The 18,697-nt window shown below is 60.3% G+C and carries 14 protein-coding genes and 2 tRNA genes; 6 read left to right on the top strand and 10 right to left on the bottom strand.

What is annotated here, in order from left to right; all coding sequences use genetic code 11:
* Positions 1 to 16: 16 nt before the first annotated feature.
* The 9 genes from AC0Z42_RS17430 to AC0Z42_RS17390 form a co-directional block, all read right to left on the bottom strand.
* Positions 17 to 93: transfer RNA gene (locus AC0Z42_RS17430), tRNA-Asp, on the bottom strand.
* Between the two features lie 114 nt (positions 94 to 207).
* The gene (locus AC0Z42_RS17425) at positions 208 to 480 is read right to left on the bottom strand and encodes an HU family DNA-binding protein (RefSeq protein ID WP_065309571.1); all 273 of its coding nucleotides are present in this window, start codon (positions 478 to 480) and stop codon (positions 208 to 210) included.
* Between the two features lie 204 nt (positions 481 to 684).
* On the bottom strand, positions 685 to 3,096 hold the full coding sequence (gene lon / locus AC0Z42_RS17420; protein WP_485469456.1) for an endopeptidase La: 2,412 nt from the start codon (positions 3,094 to 3,096) through the stop codon (positions 685 to 687).
* Between the two features lie 280 nt (positions 3,097 to 3,376).
* Entirely contained in the window at positions 3,377 to 4,645 is a 1,269-nt protein-coding gene (gene clpX / locus AC0Z42_RS17415) for an ATP-dependent Clp protease ATP-binding subunit ClpX (RefSeq protein WP_436544768.1), read from the bottom strand.
* Between the two features lie 203 nt (positions 4,646 to 4,848).
* Entirely contained in the window at positions 4,849 to 5,466 is a 618-nt protein-coding gene (gene clpP / locus AC0Z42_RS17410; RefSeq protein ID WP_374106380.1) for an ATP-dependent Clp endopeptidase proteolytic subunit ClpP, read from the bottom strand.
* A gap of 85 nt (positions 5,467 to 5,551) precedes the next feature.
* Positions 5,552 to 6,892, bottom strand: a complete 1,341-nt coding sequence (gene tig / locus AC0Z42_RS17405; RefSeq protein WP_485469455.1) for a trigger factor — start codon at positions 6,890 to 6,892, stop codon at positions 5,552 to 5,554.
* Between the two features lie 661 nt (positions 6,893 to 7,553).
* Positions 7,554 to 7,636 (bottom strand) — tRNA-Leu (locus AC0Z42_RS17400).
* Positions 7,637 to 7,829: 193 nt separating this feature from the next.
* Complete coding sequence (locus AC0Z42_RS17395; protein WP_485469454.1) at positions 7,830 to 10,919, bottom strand: efflux RND transporter permease subunit; 3,090 nt, start codon at positions 10,917 to 10,919, stop codon at positions 7,830 to 7,832.
* Positions 10,916 to 12,088: an efflux RND transporter periplasmic adaptor subunit gene (locus AC0Z42_RS17390; RefSeq protein WP_485469453.1), complete on the bottom strand. Its 1,173-nt coding sequence runs from the start codon at positions 12,086 to 12,088 to the stop codon at positions 10,916 to 10,918. The genes AC0Z42_RS17395 and AC0Z42_RS17390 overlap by 4 nt, the downstream gene beginning before the upstream one ends.
* 295 nt (positions 12,089 to 12,383) lie before the next feature.
* Here AC0Z42_RS17390 and hpnC point away from each other — a divergent pair, with 295 nt between their 5' ends.
* The 6 genes from hpnC to AC0Z42_RS17360 all read left to right on the top strand — a co-directional run bounded on the left by hpnC (position 12,384) and on the right by AC0Z42_RS17360 (position 17,429).
* Positions 12,384 to 13,256, top strand: a complete 873-nt coding sequence (gene hpnC, locus AC0Z42_RS17385; RefSeq protein WP_485469452.1) for a squalene synthase HpnC — start codon at positions 12,384 to 12,386, stop codon at positions 13,254 to 13,256.
* Between the two features lie 46 nt (positions 13,257 to 13,302).
* The gene (hpnD, locus tag AC0Z42_RS17380) at positions 13,303 to 14,136 is read left to right on the top strand and encodes a presqualene diphosphate synthase HpnD (RefSeq protein WP_485469451.1); all 834 of its coding nucleotides are present in this window, start codon (positions 13,303 to 13,305) and stop codon (positions 14,134 to 14,136) included.
* On the top strand, positions 14,129 to 15,493 hold the full coding sequence (gene hpnE, locus AC0Z42_RS17375) for a hydroxysqualene dehydroxylase HpnE (RefSeq protein WP_485469450.1): 1,365 nt from the start codon (positions 14,129 to 14,131) through the stop codon (positions 15,491 to 15,493). The genes hpnD and hpnE overlap by 8 nt, the downstream gene beginning before the upstream one ends.
* Before the next feature lie 135 nt (positions 15,494 to 15,628).
* Positions 15,629 to 15,790: a hypothetical protein gene (locus AC0Z42_RS17370; RefSeq protein WP_485469449.1), complete on the top strand. Its 162-nt coding sequence runs from the start codon at positions 15,629 to 15,631 to the stop codon at positions 15,788 to 15,790.
* A gap of 38 nt (positions 15,791 to 15,828) precedes the next feature.
* The gene (locus tag AC0Z42_RS17365) at positions 15,829 to 16,611 is read left to right on the top strand and encodes a DUF1700 domain-containing protein (protein WP_485469448.1); all 783 of its coding nucleotides are present in this window, start codon (positions 15,829 to 15,831) and stop codon (positions 16,609 to 16,611) included.
* A gap of 11 nt (positions 16,612 to 16,622) precedes the next feature.
* On the top strand, positions 16,623 to 17,429 hold the full coding sequence (locus AC0Z42_RS17360) for a head GIN domain-containing protein (protein ID WP_485469447.1): 807 nt from the start codon (positions 16,623 to 16,625) through the stop codon (positions 17,427 to 17,429).
* Positions 17,430 to 17,433: 4 nt separating this feature from the next.
* Here the strand turns inward: AC0Z42_RS17360 and AC0Z42_RS17355 are convergent, their stop codons facing one another.
* Positions 17,434 to 18,678 carry a TIGR03862 family flavoprotein gene (locus AC0Z42_RS17355; protein WP_485469446.1) on the bottom strand — a complete coding sequence of 415 codons (1,245 nt, stop codon included), beginning with the start codon at positions 18,676 to 18,678 and terminating at the stop codon, positions 17,434 to 17,436.
* Positions 18,679 to 18,697: the final 19 nt, after the last annotated feature.

Here is an 18,697-nt window from a genome sequence, read left to right as displayed (position 1 = left end):
AAAGAGCGTATTTTTTTGGCGGAGCGGACGGGACTCGAACCCGCGACCTCCGACGTGACAGGCCGGCATTCTAACCAACTGAACTACCACTCCGAAAAATACACATTACTGCCTGCATCTGTTTTCAGCCGGTTTCCCATTCTGAAAATCGCGGCACCCGAAAGCGCCGCCAGATGTTTCCGGCGATTGTCACCTCACCGAAGTCCGTTAGTTTACAGCATCCTTCAAAGCTTTACCAGCTTTAAATTTTGGAACTTTTGCCGCTTCGATGGTGATCGCTTCCTTGGTACGTGGATTGCGGCCAGTGCGTTCTGCGCGCTCGCTTACCGAGAAAGTGCCGAAACCAACGAGTGTCACGCTGTCGTTGTTTTTCAGGGTTTCCGTCACGCCGCCGATAACAGCGTCGAGTGCGCGCGCAGCGGCGGCTTTGGAAATGTCAGCTGTTTCAGCAATGTGGTCGATCAATTCAGTCTTGTTCACTAGCATCCCCAATTACAAAGGTATAAAACGTTTACCGCGCTGTTGCAGCGCTTCTGGCACTACAGCGGTGCGGCGAAAAAAATGTGCAGCCGTATTAAACAAGCCGCACTGTATATGTGTCAAGCGCTTTGGGGCTGCAATTCACGTTTGAATATGAAACAAGCGCTTTAAAAGCGCTTGTTTGGGTAAAACTGCGGTAAAACGTTAGTGTTTTACCACCTCGCCGGCGGCGTCAGGCTTGGCTGCTGCGGCGGCGACTGGCTCCACCGCAGGCACTTCGGCCAACGCTTCGGGCATGCGTTCGAGGGCGATTTCCAGCACTTTATCGATCCAGCGCACGGGCACGATCTCGAGCTTGTTCTTGACGTTGTCCGGAATATCGGCAAGGTCTTTCACGTTCTGCTCGGGGATCAAGACCGTCTTGATGCCGCCGCGATGGGCCGCCAGCAGCTTCTCTTTCAAGCCGCCGATCGGCAATACTTCGCCGCGCAAGGTGATCTCGCCCGTCATCGCCACATCGGCGCGCACCGGAATACCGGTGAAGACCGACACCATCGCCACCGTCATGGCGGCACCGGCGGATGGACCGTCCTTCGGCGTGGCGCCTTCCGGCACGTGGATATGGATATCGCTCTTCTCGAACGCTTCCGGCTTGATGCCGAGGCGCGCGGAACGGCTGCGCACGACGGTGCGGGCCGCTTCGATCGACTCCTTCATCACGTCGCCCAAAGTACCGGTACGAATGATCGCGCCCTTGCCCGGCATCGACACGGCTTCGATGGTCAGCAAGTCACCGCCCACTTCGGTCCATGCCAGGCCAACCACCTGACCGACCTGGTTTTCTTTCTCGGCCACGCCAAAATCATAGCGGCGCACACCGAGGAATTTGTCCAGGTTCTTCGAGTTGACGATGACCTTCTTGTCCGACTTTTTCAGCAGCAGCATCTTGACCACCTTGCGGCAGATCTTCGACACTTCGCGTTCCAGCGAGCGCACGCCGGCTTCACGCGTGTAATAGCGGATGATGTCGCGCAGGGCCGACTCGGCCACCGAAATTTCCTCCTCTTTCAGACCGTTGTTCTTGATCTGTTTCGGCAGCAGATAACGCTGGGCGATGCTGGTCTTCTCGTCTTCGGTGTAACCGGACAAACGGATCACTTCCATGCGGTCAAGCAAGGCCGGCGGAATATTGTACGAGTTCGAGGTCGCCACGAACATCACGTCCGACAAGTCGAAATCGACTTCGATGTAATGGTCCGAGAACGTGTGGTTCTGTTCCGGATCGAGCACCTCCAACAGGGCCGACGACGGATCGCCACGGAAATCGGCGCCCATCTTGTCGACTTCATCGAGCAGGAACAAGGGATTGCGCACGCCGACTTTCGACAGCGATTGCAAGATCTTGCCCGGCATCGAGCCGATGTAGGTGCGGCGGTGGCCACGGATCTCGGCTTCGTCGCGCACGCCGCCCAGCGCCATGCGCACGAACTTGCGGTTCGTGGCGCGGGCGATGGACTGGCCCAGCGAGGTCTTGCCGACACCCGGCGGACCGACGAAGCACAGGATAGGCGCTTTGAGCTTGTCGACGCGCTGTTGCACCGCGAGGTATTCCAGGATGCGTTCCTTGACCTTGTCCAGGCCATAGTGATCGCCCTCGAGCACCTTCTCGGCGTTCGACAGGTCATTGTTGACCTTGGATTTTTTCTTCCACGGCAAGTTGACCAGGGTGTCGATATAGTTGCGCACGACGGTCGCTTCGGCTGACATCGGCGACATCAGCTTGAGCTTTTTCAGCTCGTTGGTGGCCTTGTCGAGCGCTTCCTTCGGCATCTTGGCCGACGCGACTTTTTTCTCCAGCTCGTCGAGGTCGGCGCCATCTTCGCCTTCGCCCAGTTCTTTCTGGATCGCCTTGACCTGTTCGTTCAGGTAGTACTCGCGCTGCGATTTTTCCATCTGGCGCTTGACGCGGCCACGGATGCGTTTTTCCACCTGCAGAATGTCGAGCTCGCCTTCGAGCTGGCCCAGCAGGTGTTCGAGGCGCTTGGCCACACTGAAAATTTCCAGGATGACCTGCTTTTGCTCAAGTTTGAGCGGCAGGTGGGCGGCGACGGTATCGGCCAGGCGGCCGGCATCGTCGATGCCCGACAAGGAAGCGAGGATTTCTGGTGGAATCTTTTTGTTCAGTTTGACGTACTGGTCGAACTGCTGCACGATCGCGCGGCGCATCGCTTCGACTTCCGACTCGTCGCCCGGCTCGGATTCGAGCGGCGTCAGGTCGGCGATGAAGTGCGTGGGCGCATCGCTGATGTGATTGATACGGGCACGCTGTGCGCCTTCGACCAGCACCTTGACGGTGCCATCGGGCAGCTTGAGCATTTGCAGGATATTGGCCACGCAGCCAATTTCATAGATGTCCGAAGGCGATGGCTCGTCCTTCGCTGCTGCTTTTTGAGCGGCAAGCATGATGCTCTTGCCCTGCTCCATCGCAGCTTCCAGCGCCTTGATCGACTTTGGACGGCCAACGAACAGCGGTATCACCATATGCGGGAAAACGACGACATCCCGCAACGGCAATAACGGCAGTTGAGTTTGCTCAGTTAATTTGGAAGTAGTCATGGCGTACCTTATAGAAAGCGTGTTTACGATGTTGGCGCTCGCTGCCAAAACACAAGACCGGCGAGAATAAATAATTCTGAGAAACAAACTTTCTTTTGTTTATTTCGCAAAACACACCCGCATGACTCTAATAAATGCAGCATTCATAGTAAAAAAGCCACGCGCAGCAGGTCTGCCGCGAGTGGCTTTCCGATTGAAGCCTGCAATATTATTGATTTAAATTGTACTGCCATGCATTAAGGAATCAAAACCCTTTTTCATGCAAATGTCACGGCAGTGTTCAATTTTCGCCGGAGGCCTTGGCAGTCTCTTGGTAAATCAACAAAGGTTTGGCGCCGCTGGTAATGGTGTTTTCGTCGATGACGACTTTTACCACGTTTTGCTGGCTCGGCAGTTCGTACATCACGTCCAGCAAGGCGTGCTCGAGGATCGAACGCAGGCCACGCGCGCCGGTCTTGCGCGCCAGCGCCTTCTTGGCGATCGCATGCAGGGCGGCCGGACGAATTTCCAGTTCCGCGCCTTCCATGTCGAGCAGCTTCGAGTATTGCTTGATCAGCGCATTCTTCGGCTCGACCAGGATCTGGATCAGCGCCTCTTCGGTCAGTTCCGCCAGGGTGGCGATGACGGGCAGACGGCCCACCAGTTCCGGGATCAGGCCGAATTTCACCAGGTCTTCCGGCTCCGCTTCCAGCAGCAGATCGCTGGCCGAACGTTGCGACTTGCTCTTCACGCTGGCCGAGAAACCGATGCCGCTCTTGTCGGAACGGTTCGAGATGACCTTCGACAGGCCGTCAAACGCGCCGCCGCAGATGAACATGATGTTGGTCGTGTCGATCTGCACGAAGTCCTGGTTCGGATGCTTGCGTCCGCCTTGTGGAGGCACCGAGGCCATGGTGCCTTCGATCAGTTTCAGCAAGGCTTGCTGCACGCCCTCGCCCGACACGTCGCGCGTGATGGACGGGTTGTCGGACTTGCGCGAGATTTTGTCGATCTCATCGATGTAGACGATGCCGCGCTGGGCTTTCTCGACATCATAGTTGCAGCTTTGCAGCAGCTTCTGGATGATGTTTTCCACGTCTTCGCCCACATAACCGGCTTCGGTCAGGGTCGTCGCATCGGCAATCACGAACGGCACATTGAGCATGCGCGCCAGCGTCTGGGCCAGCAGGGTCTTGCCCGAGCCGGTAGGACCGACCAGCAAGATGTTGCTCTTGGCCAGTTCGATGTCGTCTTTCTTGCCCAGGTGCTTGAGGCGCTTGTAATGGTTGTACACCGCCACCGACAGGATGCGCTTGGCAGTCTGCTGGCCGATCACGTACTGATCGAGCATGGCGGCAATTTCTTGCGGGGTCGGCAGGTCCGACTTGGTGCCGGTCACCGTCTCGATGCTCGACGTTTCATCGCGGATGATGTCGTTGCACAAGTCGATGCACTCGTCACAAATGAATACGGACGGGCCGGCGATGAGTTTCTTCACCTCGTGCTGGCTTTTGCCGCAGAACGAGCAATACAGTAATTTTTCGCCGCTAGAGGATTTTTTGTCTGACATAAGGCATTTTGGTTGGAACTGCATTAACAATATTGCAAAATCGCTGGCCGGTAAAGCGATGCCGGGCCGGTAAGGCTGGCACCCGTGGCGCAAGTCGGATCAGCATGCACAAGCACCATGCTACCCGAAATAAAAGCGAAACGCCCGAACGTTTGAGCGCCCGGGCGTTTACTTAAATACTTAGCAATACCGGTAGGGGCACATCAAGCGCGACTGGTCAACACTTTGTCGATCAGGCCATACTCGACAGCCTCGTCGGCGGACATGAAACGGTCGCGGTCGGTGTCCTTGGCGATCTGCTCGATCGACTGGCCCGTGCGCTCGGCCATGATGCCGTTCAAACGTGTACGCAGGTAAAGGATTTCCTTGGCCTGGATCTCGATATCGGACGCCATGCCCTGCGAACCACCGGACGGCTGGTGAATCATGATACGCGAGTTCGGCAGCGAGAAACGCTTGCCCTTGGCGCCTGCGGCCAGCAAAAAGGCGCCCATCGAGGCGGCCATGCCGGTACACAGGGTCGATACGTCCGGCTTGATGAACTGCATCGTGTCGTAGATGGCCATGCCGGCCGAAACCGAACCACCTGGCGAGTTGATGTAGAGCGAAATTTCCTTTTCCGGATTTTCGCTTTCCAGGAACAGCAGCTGGGCCACCACCAGGTTGGCCATCTGGTCATTGACCGGGCCGACCATGAAAATCAAGCGTTCCTTCAGCAGGCGCGAGTAAATATCATACGAGCGCTCGCCGCGGCCGCTTTGTTCCACCACCATCGGCACCAGGCCGAGCATCTGTGTGTCCAGCGCTGGATTACGGTTCATACCTGTCATTTCATTTCCTTGTGAAGCAGTTAGAGGGCACCGCCCCGGCCTTGCGGCCGATGGCGGCATCCGGATGCCAACTGGTTTACGCTTGTGCGTTGCTTCCCATCAGTTCATCGAAAGCAACTGCTTTCGAGGTCACTTTCGACAGGCCCAACACGTAAGTGACGACGTTTTCTTCCAATACAAGGGCTTCGATCTCACCCAAACGACTACGGTCGCTGTAGTAGTACTTCAGCACTTCGCGTGGGTCTTCGTAGCTTTGGGCGAAATCTTCGATTTGCGCCTTGACTTGCTCAGGCGTTGCCTGCAGCTTGTTGTCGCCAACCAGTTGCGACAGGATCAGGCCCAGGCGTACGCGACGCTCGGCTTTTTCTGCGAACAGTTCTGCTGGGAAAGGCACGTCCTTGACGTTCATGCCGCGCTGCGCCATGTCCTGGCGGGTCATTTCAGCCAGGCGGTCGGAGTCTTGCGAGATCAGCGTTTTTGGCACGTCCAGCTCGGCAACCTTGACCAGCGCATCCATGACGGCTTCCTTGTTGCGTGCCTTGACGCGGCCAGCGACTTCGCGCTGCAGGTTGACTTTGATGTCTTCGCGCATTTTGGCCAGGTCGCCATCGGCAACGCCCAGCGACTTGGCGAATTCGGCATCGACTTCCGGCAGGTGCGCCCATTCCAGCTTTTGCAGCGTGATGGTGAACGAGGCGGTCTTGCCGGCCACGTCCTTGCCATGGTAGTCCTCAGGGAAGGACAATGGGAAAGTCTTCGACTCGCCCACTTTCAGGCCCAGGGTCGCTGCTTCGAATTCTGGCAGCATGCGGCCTTCGCCCAGCACGAAAGCGTAGCCATCAGCTTTGCCGCCAGGGAATTCCACGTCGTCGATCGAACCGACGAAGTCAACCGTCACGCGGTCGCCGTCAGCTGCGACTGGCTCGCCGCCGTCGCCGTGTTCGCCCGCTTCGCCCTTGGTGTGGAAGTGCACGCGCTGCTTGCGCAGGATGTCGATGGTCTTGTCGATTTCCGCTTCCGATACTTCGGCTTGCACGGTTTCGATTTCAACTGCGGCCAGGTCGCCGATGGTGACTTCCGGATACACTTCAAACGTAGCGTCGAATGCCAGCTGGCCTTCGGCTGCTTCTTCTTTCGGCACGATGTTCGGGAAGCCGGCCACGCGCAGATTGTTTTCGTTGGCGGCGTCGTTGAACGCGCGGCCGACTTTGTCATTCAGCACTTCGGATTCGATTTGATAACCGTATTGTGCTGCGACCATTTTCAACGGCACTTTACCCGGACGGAAGCCCGGTGCCTTGGCCGTACGGGCTTGCACTTTCAGGCGCTTCTCGACTTCCGTGCGGACATCTGTCAGCGGGAAGGAGATGGTGATACGACGTTCGAGTTTGCCCAAGGTTTCGACTGCAGTTGCCATGTAAAAAATCGTCCAAAAAATAAACACTGTTGGTGCAAGAAAAGAAGACCCGACCCCTTGCGCCATTACTGGCGGCAAGACATGGGTCCAGCTTCACTCGCTCGCATATTCATCTGCGCAGCCGGACGACAGGGTGATGGACCCGGTCTGCCCGGCAATATTGACCAGGCACCAGACAATCCGCTGTCTTCCATGCTGCAGCAGGGCTCCGACTGTCCGGCCCGCTTCGTAGAGAAATCGCAGGGCCGGGCTTCATTCGGTAAAGCGTGGCATTATAACAAAGGACTTTAAAAAAGTGGCCCGCTTTGCGGCGCGGCCACAGGGCATGCGCGGCGCTGGCGATCATTCGCCACAACCGGGCAATCCCTGTCGTTACTTCCCTTATCAGTACCCTTGATTCCGCCTGAAACAAGGCTTTCCAGCCTGCTTCGTCCATTAGTATATGTCATCTGCCGCCGCGCCCCAAACAAAGAAATGCCGAAAGCGGCAAGTTTCCATGCAAAAACCGCCTGTTTTGCGCCTGATTGACGAAAAACGGCCGAAATGGCACTACCATGGGTGAATCGGGTGATCATTTGAAGAGATTGGCGCGTTGGCTGGCAAGAAACCAGCTGGCCGGAAGAAAAACAGGACTGCACGTCCAGGCTGGAATCGCCTGAATTGGTGCGGATGGGGAGACTCGAACTCCCAAGCCGAAGCACTGGCTTCTAAGACCAGCGTGTCTACCAATTCCACCACATCCGCATACCGCATGTCACTTACTTCTGCTGCCTAGTCCAGGCACTCCCGATTCTAACAACTCGGGAGCATTCTGGCTACCTCGCTCTTGCATGGCTGCTTTTGCCTGCCATCAAAGCCGGCTGCCAGAGCAAAGGCGGCATTCTACTGGATTTCCCAGCGCAATGCCGCCTTTTTTACGGCGCGCTTCCCTGGCGCACTACTTGTCCAGCGCCACCGGCTTCTTGACGCGGAACCAGGCCGCATACAGGGCCGGCAGGAACAGCAGGGTCAAGGCGGTTGCCAGGATCAGGCCGCCCATGATGGCGACCGCCATCGGCCCCCAGAACACCGAGCGCGACAGCGGTATCATGGCCAGCGCGGCGGCGGCGGCCGTCAGCACGATCGGCCGGCAGCGGCGCACGGCCGAGTCGATAATGGCGTCCCACGGCGCGGAACCGTCACGGATATCCTGCTCGATCTGGTCGACCAGGATCACCGAGTTGCGGATGATCATGCCGAACAGCGCGATCACGCCCAGGTTGGCGACGAAACCAAGCGGCCGGTGCAAGGCCAGCAGGGCAAACGCGGCGCCGGCCACGCCCAGCGGCCCCGTCAGGAACACCAGCAGCGCGCGCGAGAAGCTGTGCAACTGAAGCATCAGCAAGGTAAAGATCAAAAAGATCGCCAGCGGCAAATTGGCCGCGATCGACGCTTCGGCCTTGCCGCTATTGGCCGCCACGCCCTTCAGCGTGATGCGATAACCTGCCGGCAATTTCGCCCGCAGGGCGTCCAGTTGCGGCGCCAGCTGGGTCGAGACAGTGGCGCCCTGGATATTGTCGCCCACGTCGGACTGCACGGTAATCGCCCATTCACGCTTGTCGCGCCAGACCACGCCCGGTTCCCACACGAAATGAACGCGGGCGATCTGCGAAATCGTTACCGACTTGCCATTCGCGGTAGGGATGTTCGTGTCATTCAGAACCGAGATCGTGTTGCGCTCTTCGATTGGCTGGCGCACCTGGATATCGATCAGCTTGTTGTCTTCGCGGAACTGACCGATGACCGTGCCCGACAGGATGGTATTGGCCGCCTGCATCACCGTCTTCGAGGTAATGCCCAGCGCGCGCAGTTTGTCCTGGTCCAGGTCCAGGCGCATTACCTTGACCGACTCATTCCAGTTGTCGTTGACACCCACCGTATTCGGATTGGCGCGCATGATGTCCTTGACCTGGTCGGCGATATTGCGCACCGTGGCCACCTCCGTACCGGTGACGCGGAACTGCACCGGATACGGTACCGGCGGGCCATTCGGCAACAGTTTCACCCTGCCGCGCACTTCCGGGAAATCGCGCTTGAAGACATCGACGATCTTTTGACGCAGCAATTCACGGTCGGCCAGGCTCTTCGGCAAGACCACGATCTGCGAGACGTTGGTCTGCGGGAATATCTGGTCGAGCGGCAGGTAGAAACGCGGGCTGCCAGTGCCGACATAGCTGGTCACGCTGTCCACGCCGTCGAGTTTGCTGACAAAGGCCTCGAATTTCTTCACCTGCTGTTCGTTTGCCGCAAACGTCGTGCCCTCGGGCGACCACATTTCCACCATCAGTTCCGGACGGCTGGAATCGGGGAAGAATTGCTTCTCGATAAAATTGAAACCGTAGATGCCCAGCGCGAACACCGCCAGGGTGGCGGCAATCGTGGTCTTGCGCCACTCGACGCACCAGGTGACGGCGCGGCGGAAACGGCGGAAGTTCGGCGTATCGAACAGCTCATGGTCGTTATTCGCATGCGGCTTGACCTTCAGCAGCAAGTAGCCGATATAGGGTGTAAATACCACCGCCACCACCCACGAGATGATCAGCGCCAGCGCATTGACGGAAAACAGCGAAAACGTGTATTCGCCGGCGGTCGATTTGGCCAGGCCGATCGGCAAAAAGCCCGCCACCGTGATCAGGGTACCCGTCAGCATCGGCATGGCGGTCGAGGTATAGGCAAACGTGGCGGCGTCAAAGCGCGACATGCCCTCCTCCATCTTGCGCACCATCATCTCCACGGCAATGATGGCGTCGTCCACCAGCAGGCCGAGCGCAATGATCAGGGCGCCCAGCGAAATCTTGTGCAGGTCGATGTCGAGCATGCGCATGAACAGAAACGTGACGGCCAGCACCAGCGGGATGGTCAGCGCCACCACCAGGCCCGGACGCACGTCGATGCGCAGCGGCTTTGTGTGCAAGCCCAGTGCCACAAAGCTGACGGCCAGCACGATCAAAATCGCTTCGATCAGGGTATGGACGAATTCGCCGACCGAGGCCGAGACAGATTCGGGCTGGTTCGATACGCGCTGCAACTGTATGCCCACCGGCAGCGCTTTTTCCATGCGCGACACGGTTGCCTGCAAGTCCTTGCCCATCTCGATGATATTGCCGCCCTTTTCCATCGAGACACCCAGGCCGATCACTTCCTTGCCGTTGAAACGCATCTTGTCCTTGGGCGGATCGATGAATTCGCGTTTCACGGTGGCAAAGTCGCCAAGGCGGAAGGTGGTGCCATTGGCGCGCAGCTCCAGGTTTTCCAGGTCTTTCACCTTGACCATGGCGCCGGTGACCCGCACCTGCAGATTGTCCGTCGGCGTGACGATCACGCCGGTGGCGTTGATGCTGTTCTGCTCCGACAACTGATTGACGATGGCTTCGAACGGAATGCCCAGCTGGGCGAATTTCTTGTGCGAAAAGACGATATTGACCTTTTCATCCTGCACCCCAAACAATTCCACTTTGGCCACCTGCGACACGCCCAGCAACTGCTGGCGCACATCGTCCGCGTAATCTTTCATTTCGGCATAGGTAAAACCATCGCCGGACAGGGCAAAGATGGAGCCATAGGTGTCGCCGAACTCGTCGTTGAAGAACGGCCCGACCACGCCGGCCGGCAAGGTGTTCTTGATATCGCCGATTTTTTTGCGCACCTGGTACCAGGCGGCCGAGGTTTCCTTGGGCGGCGTCGATTCGCGCAATTCGAGCAGGATCAAGGTCTCGCCCGGCTTGGAATAGCTGGTGATCTCGTCGATATACGGGGTTTCCTGCAGCTTGCGCTCGAGCTTGTCGGTTACCTGCTCCGCCATCTGCAGGGCGGTGGCTCCGGGCCAGTACGCTTGCAGCACCATGGCGCGGAAGGTGAACGGCGGATCTTCGTCCTGCCCCAGGTTGGCATAGCTGAGCATGCCGCCGATCAGCAGCACGGCCATCAGATAGCGCGTCAGCGGTATATGCTCAAGCGCCCAGCGCGACAGATTGAAGCCGCCCTTCATTTGGCGGCCCCTGCCGTTGTCAGGGGCGCGGCTTTGGCAGGCACGGCCATCTCGGCACCCAGGATGGTTACTTTCTGGCCTGGCTTCAACAGATTGACGCCAGCCGTGACCACCGTCTGGCCTTCTTTCACGCCCGAACTGAGCAATAAATCGTTGCCGGCGACGCCACCGATGGTGACATTCACCAGTTTCACGGCGCCATTTTCCACCACCCACACCGAACTTTGCGATTTCTCATTGAACAGCGCTGTCAGCGGCACCTTGATTTGCGGCGTGGCGGTGGTGGAGGCGAACTGCACCACGGCCGTCATGCCCAGCCGCGCCTCGGGCGCGTTCGGGATGGTCACCTTGGCCAGATAAGTGCGCGTGGCCGGGTCGGCCACCGGTGACACTTCTCGGATCTTGCCCGGCAGCGCCTGTTTCGGGTCGGCCCACAGGCGCACCACCACGTTTTTCACGCCGCGCATGGTCTCGACCTTGTCCTCCGGAATGCCGATCACCACTTCCTTGTCGCCATTCCTGGCCAGCACGGCCACCGGCGTGCCGGGCGACACCACCTGCCCCACTTCCGCGTCGAGGCGCGTGATCACGCCATCGCCGTCCGCCAGCAAACTGGCATAGCCGGACTGGTTGCTCTGGCCGCGATAGACGGCCTGCGCCGCTTCGACCTGTGCCTGGGCCGACTTCCAGGTGGCATCCTTGCCATCGAGCACGGCCTGGCTGACGAAATTCTTTTCGCGCAAATCCTGGTAACGCTTGAGTTCGGCGCGCGCCAGGTCGCGGCTGGTCTCTGCGCTGTTCAGGCTGGCCTTCGCCTGCGCCTGCGACAACTGCAAGTCCTGCGGATCAAGCTGCATCAGCACCTGGCCACGCTTCACGACAGCGCCGACATCGACCTTGCGTTCGACGATCTTTCCGCCCACGCGAAAACCCAGCTGCGAGGTGACCCTCGCCACCACTTCGCCGGAGAACTCGGCATTCACATCGACATTGCTGCTGGCCAGCACGATGGCGCGCACCGGGCGCACGTCTTCGGCCTTGGGCGCTGGCTTGGAACACGCGGCCAAGGTTGTTGCAAGGACAGTGGCCAGGGCGGCGGCCGCCAGCAGGCGCAGGGCGGGAAGAGCTGTGGCGCCGGTCTCGCGGCGCAGGGTTTTCAGGGCAAACAAGGTATTTTCCTTTACTATGCGGGCTGTTAGATTTTTATATGAGGAAACTTTTTGCCTGCCGAGTGGGTAGCGCCAAACTTTTTCTCACGCAATATCCTTAAATTTGTGACAATATCAGGCAAGTCCTTGAGGAAGCGGTATCCCTTACTGACTTTCTGGTTAGTAATTATAATCGTGGCGATATTTTTTTAGTGACTTTTGCGTCATTAATGTTTATTTTGTTGCGTCGATAACTATTTACCGTGTCACCTTTGCACCGGCCGTTCGTGGCCGTGCATGACGAGAGAAGTGTTTCATGCCTGTAGATCATTACGAAAATTTTCCCGTAGCATCTGTTTTATTGCCGCGCCGCCTGGTACCCGCCGTCGAAGCCATCTATGCCTTTGCCCGCAGCGCGGACGATCTGGCCGATGAGGGCGACGCCCTGCCCGCCGAACGCCTCTCGGCCCTGCTTGCTTACGAGGCGGCGCTGGCCCGCATCGAACGCCACGAGCCGGAAAGCAACCCCATGTTCGTGCGCCTGGCCGCTACCATTGCCAAATTCGACCTGCCGATGCAGCCGTTTTACGACCTGCTGTCCGCCTTCAAGCAGGATGTGGTGACCACCCGCTATGCCAGCCATGCCGACGTACTCGACTATTGCGCACGCTCGGCCAATCCGGTCGGCCTGCTGATGCTCTGCCTGTACAAAGCGGCCGATGAAGAGAATGTACGCGATTCCAATGCCATATGTTCTGCTTTGCAACTAATTAATTTTCTGCAAGATGTCGCGATCGACCGGCAAAAAGAGCGCATCTACCTGCCGATGGACGAGCTGGCCCGCTTCGCCGTCTCGCCTGCCGCCTTCGAGCGGCCCGAAGCGCACGGCAAATGGAGCGCACTGATGCGTTTTGAAGTGGCGCGCACGCGCGCGCTGATGCTGTCGGGCGCGCCGCTGGCCCTGCGCCTGCGCGGGCGCATCGGCTGGGAACTGCGGCTGGTGGTGCAAGGCGGCTTGCGCATCCTGGAAATGATCGAGGACGTCAACTATGATGTGTTCCGGCGCCGCCCGAAACTGTCCAGGCGCGACTGGCTGCTGATTTTCTGGCGCGCGCTGCGCATGTCGCGCAAAAGCGTGGCGGCGGCGGCTCAAGAAAACCCGCTATTTCCACCGTCCCCCAGCCGCTAAGACGATAGAATAGCGGCTTCGATCTGTAACCCTTGCACTTTTGACTATGTCTCCCGACGAATATTGCCAACAAAAGGCCGCCCAGAGCGGCTCCAGCTTTTACTACAGTTTCCTGTTCCTGCCCGTCGAGCGCCGCAAGGCGATCACGGCCCTGTATGCGTTCTGCCGCGAGGTCGACGATACGGTGGACGACTGCACGGACGAAAACGTGGCACGTACCAAGCTGGTCTGGTGGCGCAAGGAAGTCAAGTCCATGTACGAGGGGAACCCTACCCATCCCGTGATGCGCGCGTTGCAACCGCACCTGGCGGTCTACAAGCTGGAAGAAAAGCACTTGCAGGCGATTATCGACGGCATGGAAATGGACCTGAACCAGACCCGCTACCTCGATTACCAGGCCATGAGCCGCTATTGCTGGCATGTTGCCAGCGTGGTGGGCATCTTGTCGGCCAGCATTTTTGGTGCGACCCGCCCGGAAACGTTGCTTTATGCCGAGAAACTGGGCCATGCCTTCCAGCTGACCAATATCATCCGCGACGTGGGCGAAGATGCGCGCAAGGGGCGCATCTACCTGCCGATCAGCGAATTGCAGCAATTTAATGTCACGGCAGCCGACCTGCTGAACGCGCGCCATACCGAAAACTTTGAAAACCTGATGCGTTTCCAGGTGGCGCGCGCGCAAAAGACCTATGACGAAGCGTTCGCGCTGCTGCCGGCGGAAGACCGCCGCGCCCAGCGCCCGGGGCTGATCATGGCCGCCATCTACCGCACCTTGCTCAATGAAGTCGAGCGCGACGGCTACCATGTGCTCAAGCAGCGCATCTCGCTCACGCCGATCCGCAAATTGTGGCTGGCCTGGAAGACCTGGATACGTGGCTAAGGCAGTCGCAGGCGCGCTGTCGGTTGCCGTTATCGGCGCTGGCTGGGCCGGCTGCGCCGCCGCCATGGAACTGGCGCGCGCCGGCCATGCCGTCACCTTGCATGAGGCGGCGCGCACCCTCGGTGGCCGCGCGCGCAAGGTCGAACGCGACGGTACTGTGCTGGACAACGGCCAGCATATTCTGCTCGGCGCCTACAGCGAAACCTTGCGCCTGCTCAAGCTGGCCGGCCAGGACCCGCAAGCGCTGATCCTCGACCTGCCCTTGCAGATGCGTTACCCGGACGGCAGTGGCGGCATGGATTTTGTCGCGCCGCGCTGGCCGGCGCCGCTGCACCTGGCGTGGGCCTTGCTGCGCGCCAGGGGTCTGGCGCGTGCCGACAAGGTCTCGCTGCTGCGTTTTTCCAGCGCCATGCGCTGGATGGGCTGGCAGCTCTACAACGATTGCACGGTCAGCGAACTGCTCGATCGCTTCGACCAGACCGACCGCCTGATCCAGTTGATGTGGCGCCCGCTGTGCCTGGCGGCGCTAAACACACCGCCGGAACGCGCTTCGGCCAAGGTCTTCGTCAACGTGCTGCGCGACAGCCTGGGCGCGCGCCGCCGCCGTGCCTCGGACATGCTGATTCCGAAAACCAATCTGAGCGCCCTGTTTCCCGAAGCCGCCGCCCGCTACGTGGAAAATCTTGGCGGCCAAGTCAGGCCGGGCGCCAAGGTCGAAGCGCTGCAAGCGCTGCCTGGCGGACGCTGGCAGCTCAATGGTGCAGACACCTATGACAGCGTGGTGCTGGCCACCTCCAGCAGCCAGGCCGCCAGCCTGCTGGCCGGCGTGGGCGCCCCCGCCGTTGACGCGCTGGTCGCGCAATTGCAGGCATTTGCCCATGAAGCGATCAGCACCTGCTACCTGCAGTACAGCGCCGACGTACGGCTGGAGCTGCCCTTTTACGCGCTGGTCGATGCCCCGCAACAGGCGCACTGGGGCCAGTTCGTGTTCGACCGCGGCCAGCTCGATGCGCAGCAAGCGGGCTTGCTGGCGGTGGTGATCAGCGCCTCGGGCCAGGCCGCCGCGCAAGGCCATGGCGCCCTGACGCAGGCAGTGGCCGCGCAACTGGCGCAGGTATTGCGCATGCCGCAACTGGCGCAACCCGCGTGGACGCAGGTAATTACCGAAAAGCGCGCCACCTTTGCCTGCACGCCGGACTTGCCGCGTCCTGCCAATGCCAGCGGTTTGCCGGGCCTGGTGCTGGCCGGCGACTACACGGCCAGCGACTATCCGGCCACCATCGAAGCGGCAGTGCGCAGCGGCGTACAAGCGGCCGGCCTGGTGCGCCAGATCAACATGCCTGACCAGAAAGCATGACCACATATCGCCCTCTGGCGTCGCTGACCCCTTGATTTGTGCAGCCTGTCGCACTGCGCTGGTGCGCACCAGCTGGTTTGGATACAGTCACATCATCGGCTACAAGCCACACACGCAAACTATCAGGGGAACACCATGAACACCACGCCATTCAAAACCGCTTGCAAAACCGTGCTGCTGCTGGGCTTCGTGGCGCTGGCGCTGGCAATCGTGGCCGGCACCCAGCAAGGCCACCCGGCGCAGCACGCGCCATTGATGCTGAGCCAGGCAAGCATGTTGCTGCCGGCGCTGGGCTAAGCTGGCTGCCAGTGGAAACGAAACGCACAGGAAACATCATGCATCAACAAGACTATCTCGACGCGCTGCGGCGCGCGCTGGCAGGCCTGCCGCCAGACTTGGTCGCCAAGACCATGAGCTATTATGAGCAGAGCTTCAACGAAGGCCGGGCGGCCGGGCGCAGCGTTGATGAAATCGCACAGGACCTGGGCGATCCGAAAAAAATCGCCCTCACCCTGCGCGCCAGCATGCAGCGCCGGGCATTCGAACAGAAAAAAAATCCCGTCAACCTGCTGCGCTTGCTGGTCTCGCTGGCTGGCCTGGCCATCTTCAATCTGTTCATGGTGATACCGGCCGCGGTCTATGCGGCGCTGCTGGCAACCTTGTATGCGCTGGGCCTGAGCTTTTACCTGGCCGGCATTGCCATCACGGCCAGTGGCCTGTCGGGCGCCAATGAACTGGTGCTGGACGGCCCGCTGCGCTACATGCTGATCCATGATGACGATGGCGGCGAAGGCGACGACCAGCGCCAGACCCGCATCACCATAGGCGATGCCGGCATCGAGATCGACCATCTGCCCGGCCCGGTCGGCACGGCCCCGGACAGCCCGCCATCCCCATCGTCGCGCGTGATCGAGCGGGCCGAGGCGCTGGCCGGCAGCGGCATCCATATCTATACCGACCTGGACCAGGATGCACGCACCACGCAAACCCTGTTCGGCATGGGCATGGTGCTCGCTGGCATTGCGCTGTTTTTGCTCAGCCTGGTTGTCAGCCGCTACACCCTGATCGGCATCCGGCGCTATATCGCGATGAATATTTCCCTGCTCAAAGGTCATTAAGGAGACACGCCATGAAACGCCTGTTCAAAGTCGGCCTGTCCATGTTCCTGCTGGCCCTGGTACTGATCGCCCTGTCCTACACGGCCTTGCGCGCCAAGGGTATCAGCAACCCCAGCAGTTCTGCCGGCCGCGCCGTGCGCGCCGACACCCGCCCGATTTCCGCTGCGGTCACGCATATCGACCTGAACGGCCCGATCGACCTGACCCTGCGCCGCGGCGCCACCGCGTCCCTGAAAGTCAGCGGCGAACAGCGCCTGCTGGCCAATGTGGATACCACCGTCGACGGCTCCACCATCCATATCGGCCCGAAAGGCATGCTGTTCCACCACCGCCAGCCGCTGCAGGTCGAGCTGGTGCTGCCGGCGCTGACAGGCGTCGAAGTGCACGGTTCCGGCAACAGCCGTATCACCGGTTTCAGCGGCGACAAGTTCACGCTGGAACTGGCCGGCTCGGGCGATATCAGCTTTACCGGGCGCTACAAGCAGGTCGAAGCCAGTGTCAACGGCAGCGGCAACCTCGACATCAACGGCGGCAACAGCGACAAAGTGACCCTGGAAATGATCGGTTCGGGCCGCATCAGCGCCAGCGGCAACAGCAAGGTGCTCAATGCCGAGCTGAGCGGCTCAGGCGATATCGACGCCGAACACCTGGCCTCGGACACCGCCAATGTCAGCCTGCAAGGCTCGGGCGAAAGCACCGTCTTCGTGCGCGAGAACGCCAAGCTGACCCTGCGCGGCAGCGGCGATATCCACGTGCACGGCAACCCGCGCCAGCGCGACGCACAGCGCACGGGATCGGGGGAGATTACCTGGCATTGATGTGTTACTGGCGGTGGCCTTGCAGCCACGCCACCGCCTGTTCCCCCGCCGCCTTGCCGCCGGCCAGGCAGGCCGTCAGCAGATAGCCGCCCGTCGGCGCTTCCCAGTCCAGCATTTCACCGGCGACAAAAACGCCCGGCATGGCGCGCAGCATGCTGCCGTCGATGCCATCGAAAGACACGCCGCCGGCGCTGCTGATGGCCTCGTCGATCGGGCGCGGGCGCCTGAGCGTTACCGGCAGCAGCTTGATGGCGCGCGCCAGTTTTTCCGGGTCGGCAAAGTCGGCCGCACTGACGCATTCGCGCAGCAGGCCTGACTTCACGCCCCTGATGCCAAGCCGGCTTTGCAGATGGCTGGACATCGAACGCGCGCCGCGCGGGCGCGTGACTTCATCGAACACCCGCTCGTGGCTGTGGTCGGGTGCCAGGTCGAGCCAGATGGTGGTACTGCCGTCACGCGCGATCTGCTCGCGCAGCGCCGCCGACAGCGCATAAATCAGGCTGCCCTCGACGCCGCCGGCCGTGATCACGAACTGGCCTTGCCGCTTGACCATCAAGCCATCGATATCCATCGCGGTAATCGCCACCGTCGTCAAAGGCTCGCCCGCATGCCGACTTGCAAAATGTTCGCTCCAGTCGACATCGAAACCGCAATTGGCCGGCACCAACGGCGCCACCGTCACGCCCTGCCCTTGCAACAGCGGCACCCAGGCGCCGTCCGAGCCCAGCCTGGCCCAGCTGCCGCCACCGAGCGCGAGGATCACGGCGTCAAACGCCAGCAGGCGCGCGCCGTCGGGGGTGTCGAAAGCCAGTTGGCCGTCCTGCCAGCCGGTCCAGCGGTGGCGCATGTGAAATTGCACGCCGCTTTCGCGCAGCCGGTGCAGCCAGGCGCGCAGCAGCGGCGCGGCCTTCATGTCGGTCGGGAAGACGCGGTTCGACGAACCGACAAAAGTATCCACGCCAAGTCCATGCACCCAGTCGCGCACCTGCTGCGGGCCGAACTGGTCAAGCGCGGGGCGCAGCCGGTGCGACTGGCGCCCATAGCGCGTGACAAAGCTCTGGTAGCCTTCCGCGTGCGTGATATTCATGCCGCCACGACCAGCGAGCAGGAATTTGCGGCCGACGGACGGCATGGCGTCGAACAGCTCGACCTGCGCGCCGCTGCCAGCTGCGGCCTGCGCGGCCATCAGCCCGGCGGGGCCGCCACCGATCACGGCGACACGAAAAACAGGGGAAGGAACAGGAGGCATGGGCAAGCAAGGCGGCGAT

Source organism: Janthinobacterium sp. 1L-D-8-B-C4, assembly GCF_057291295.1.
This window is presented reverse-complemented; position numbering and strand designations above follow the sequence as displayed.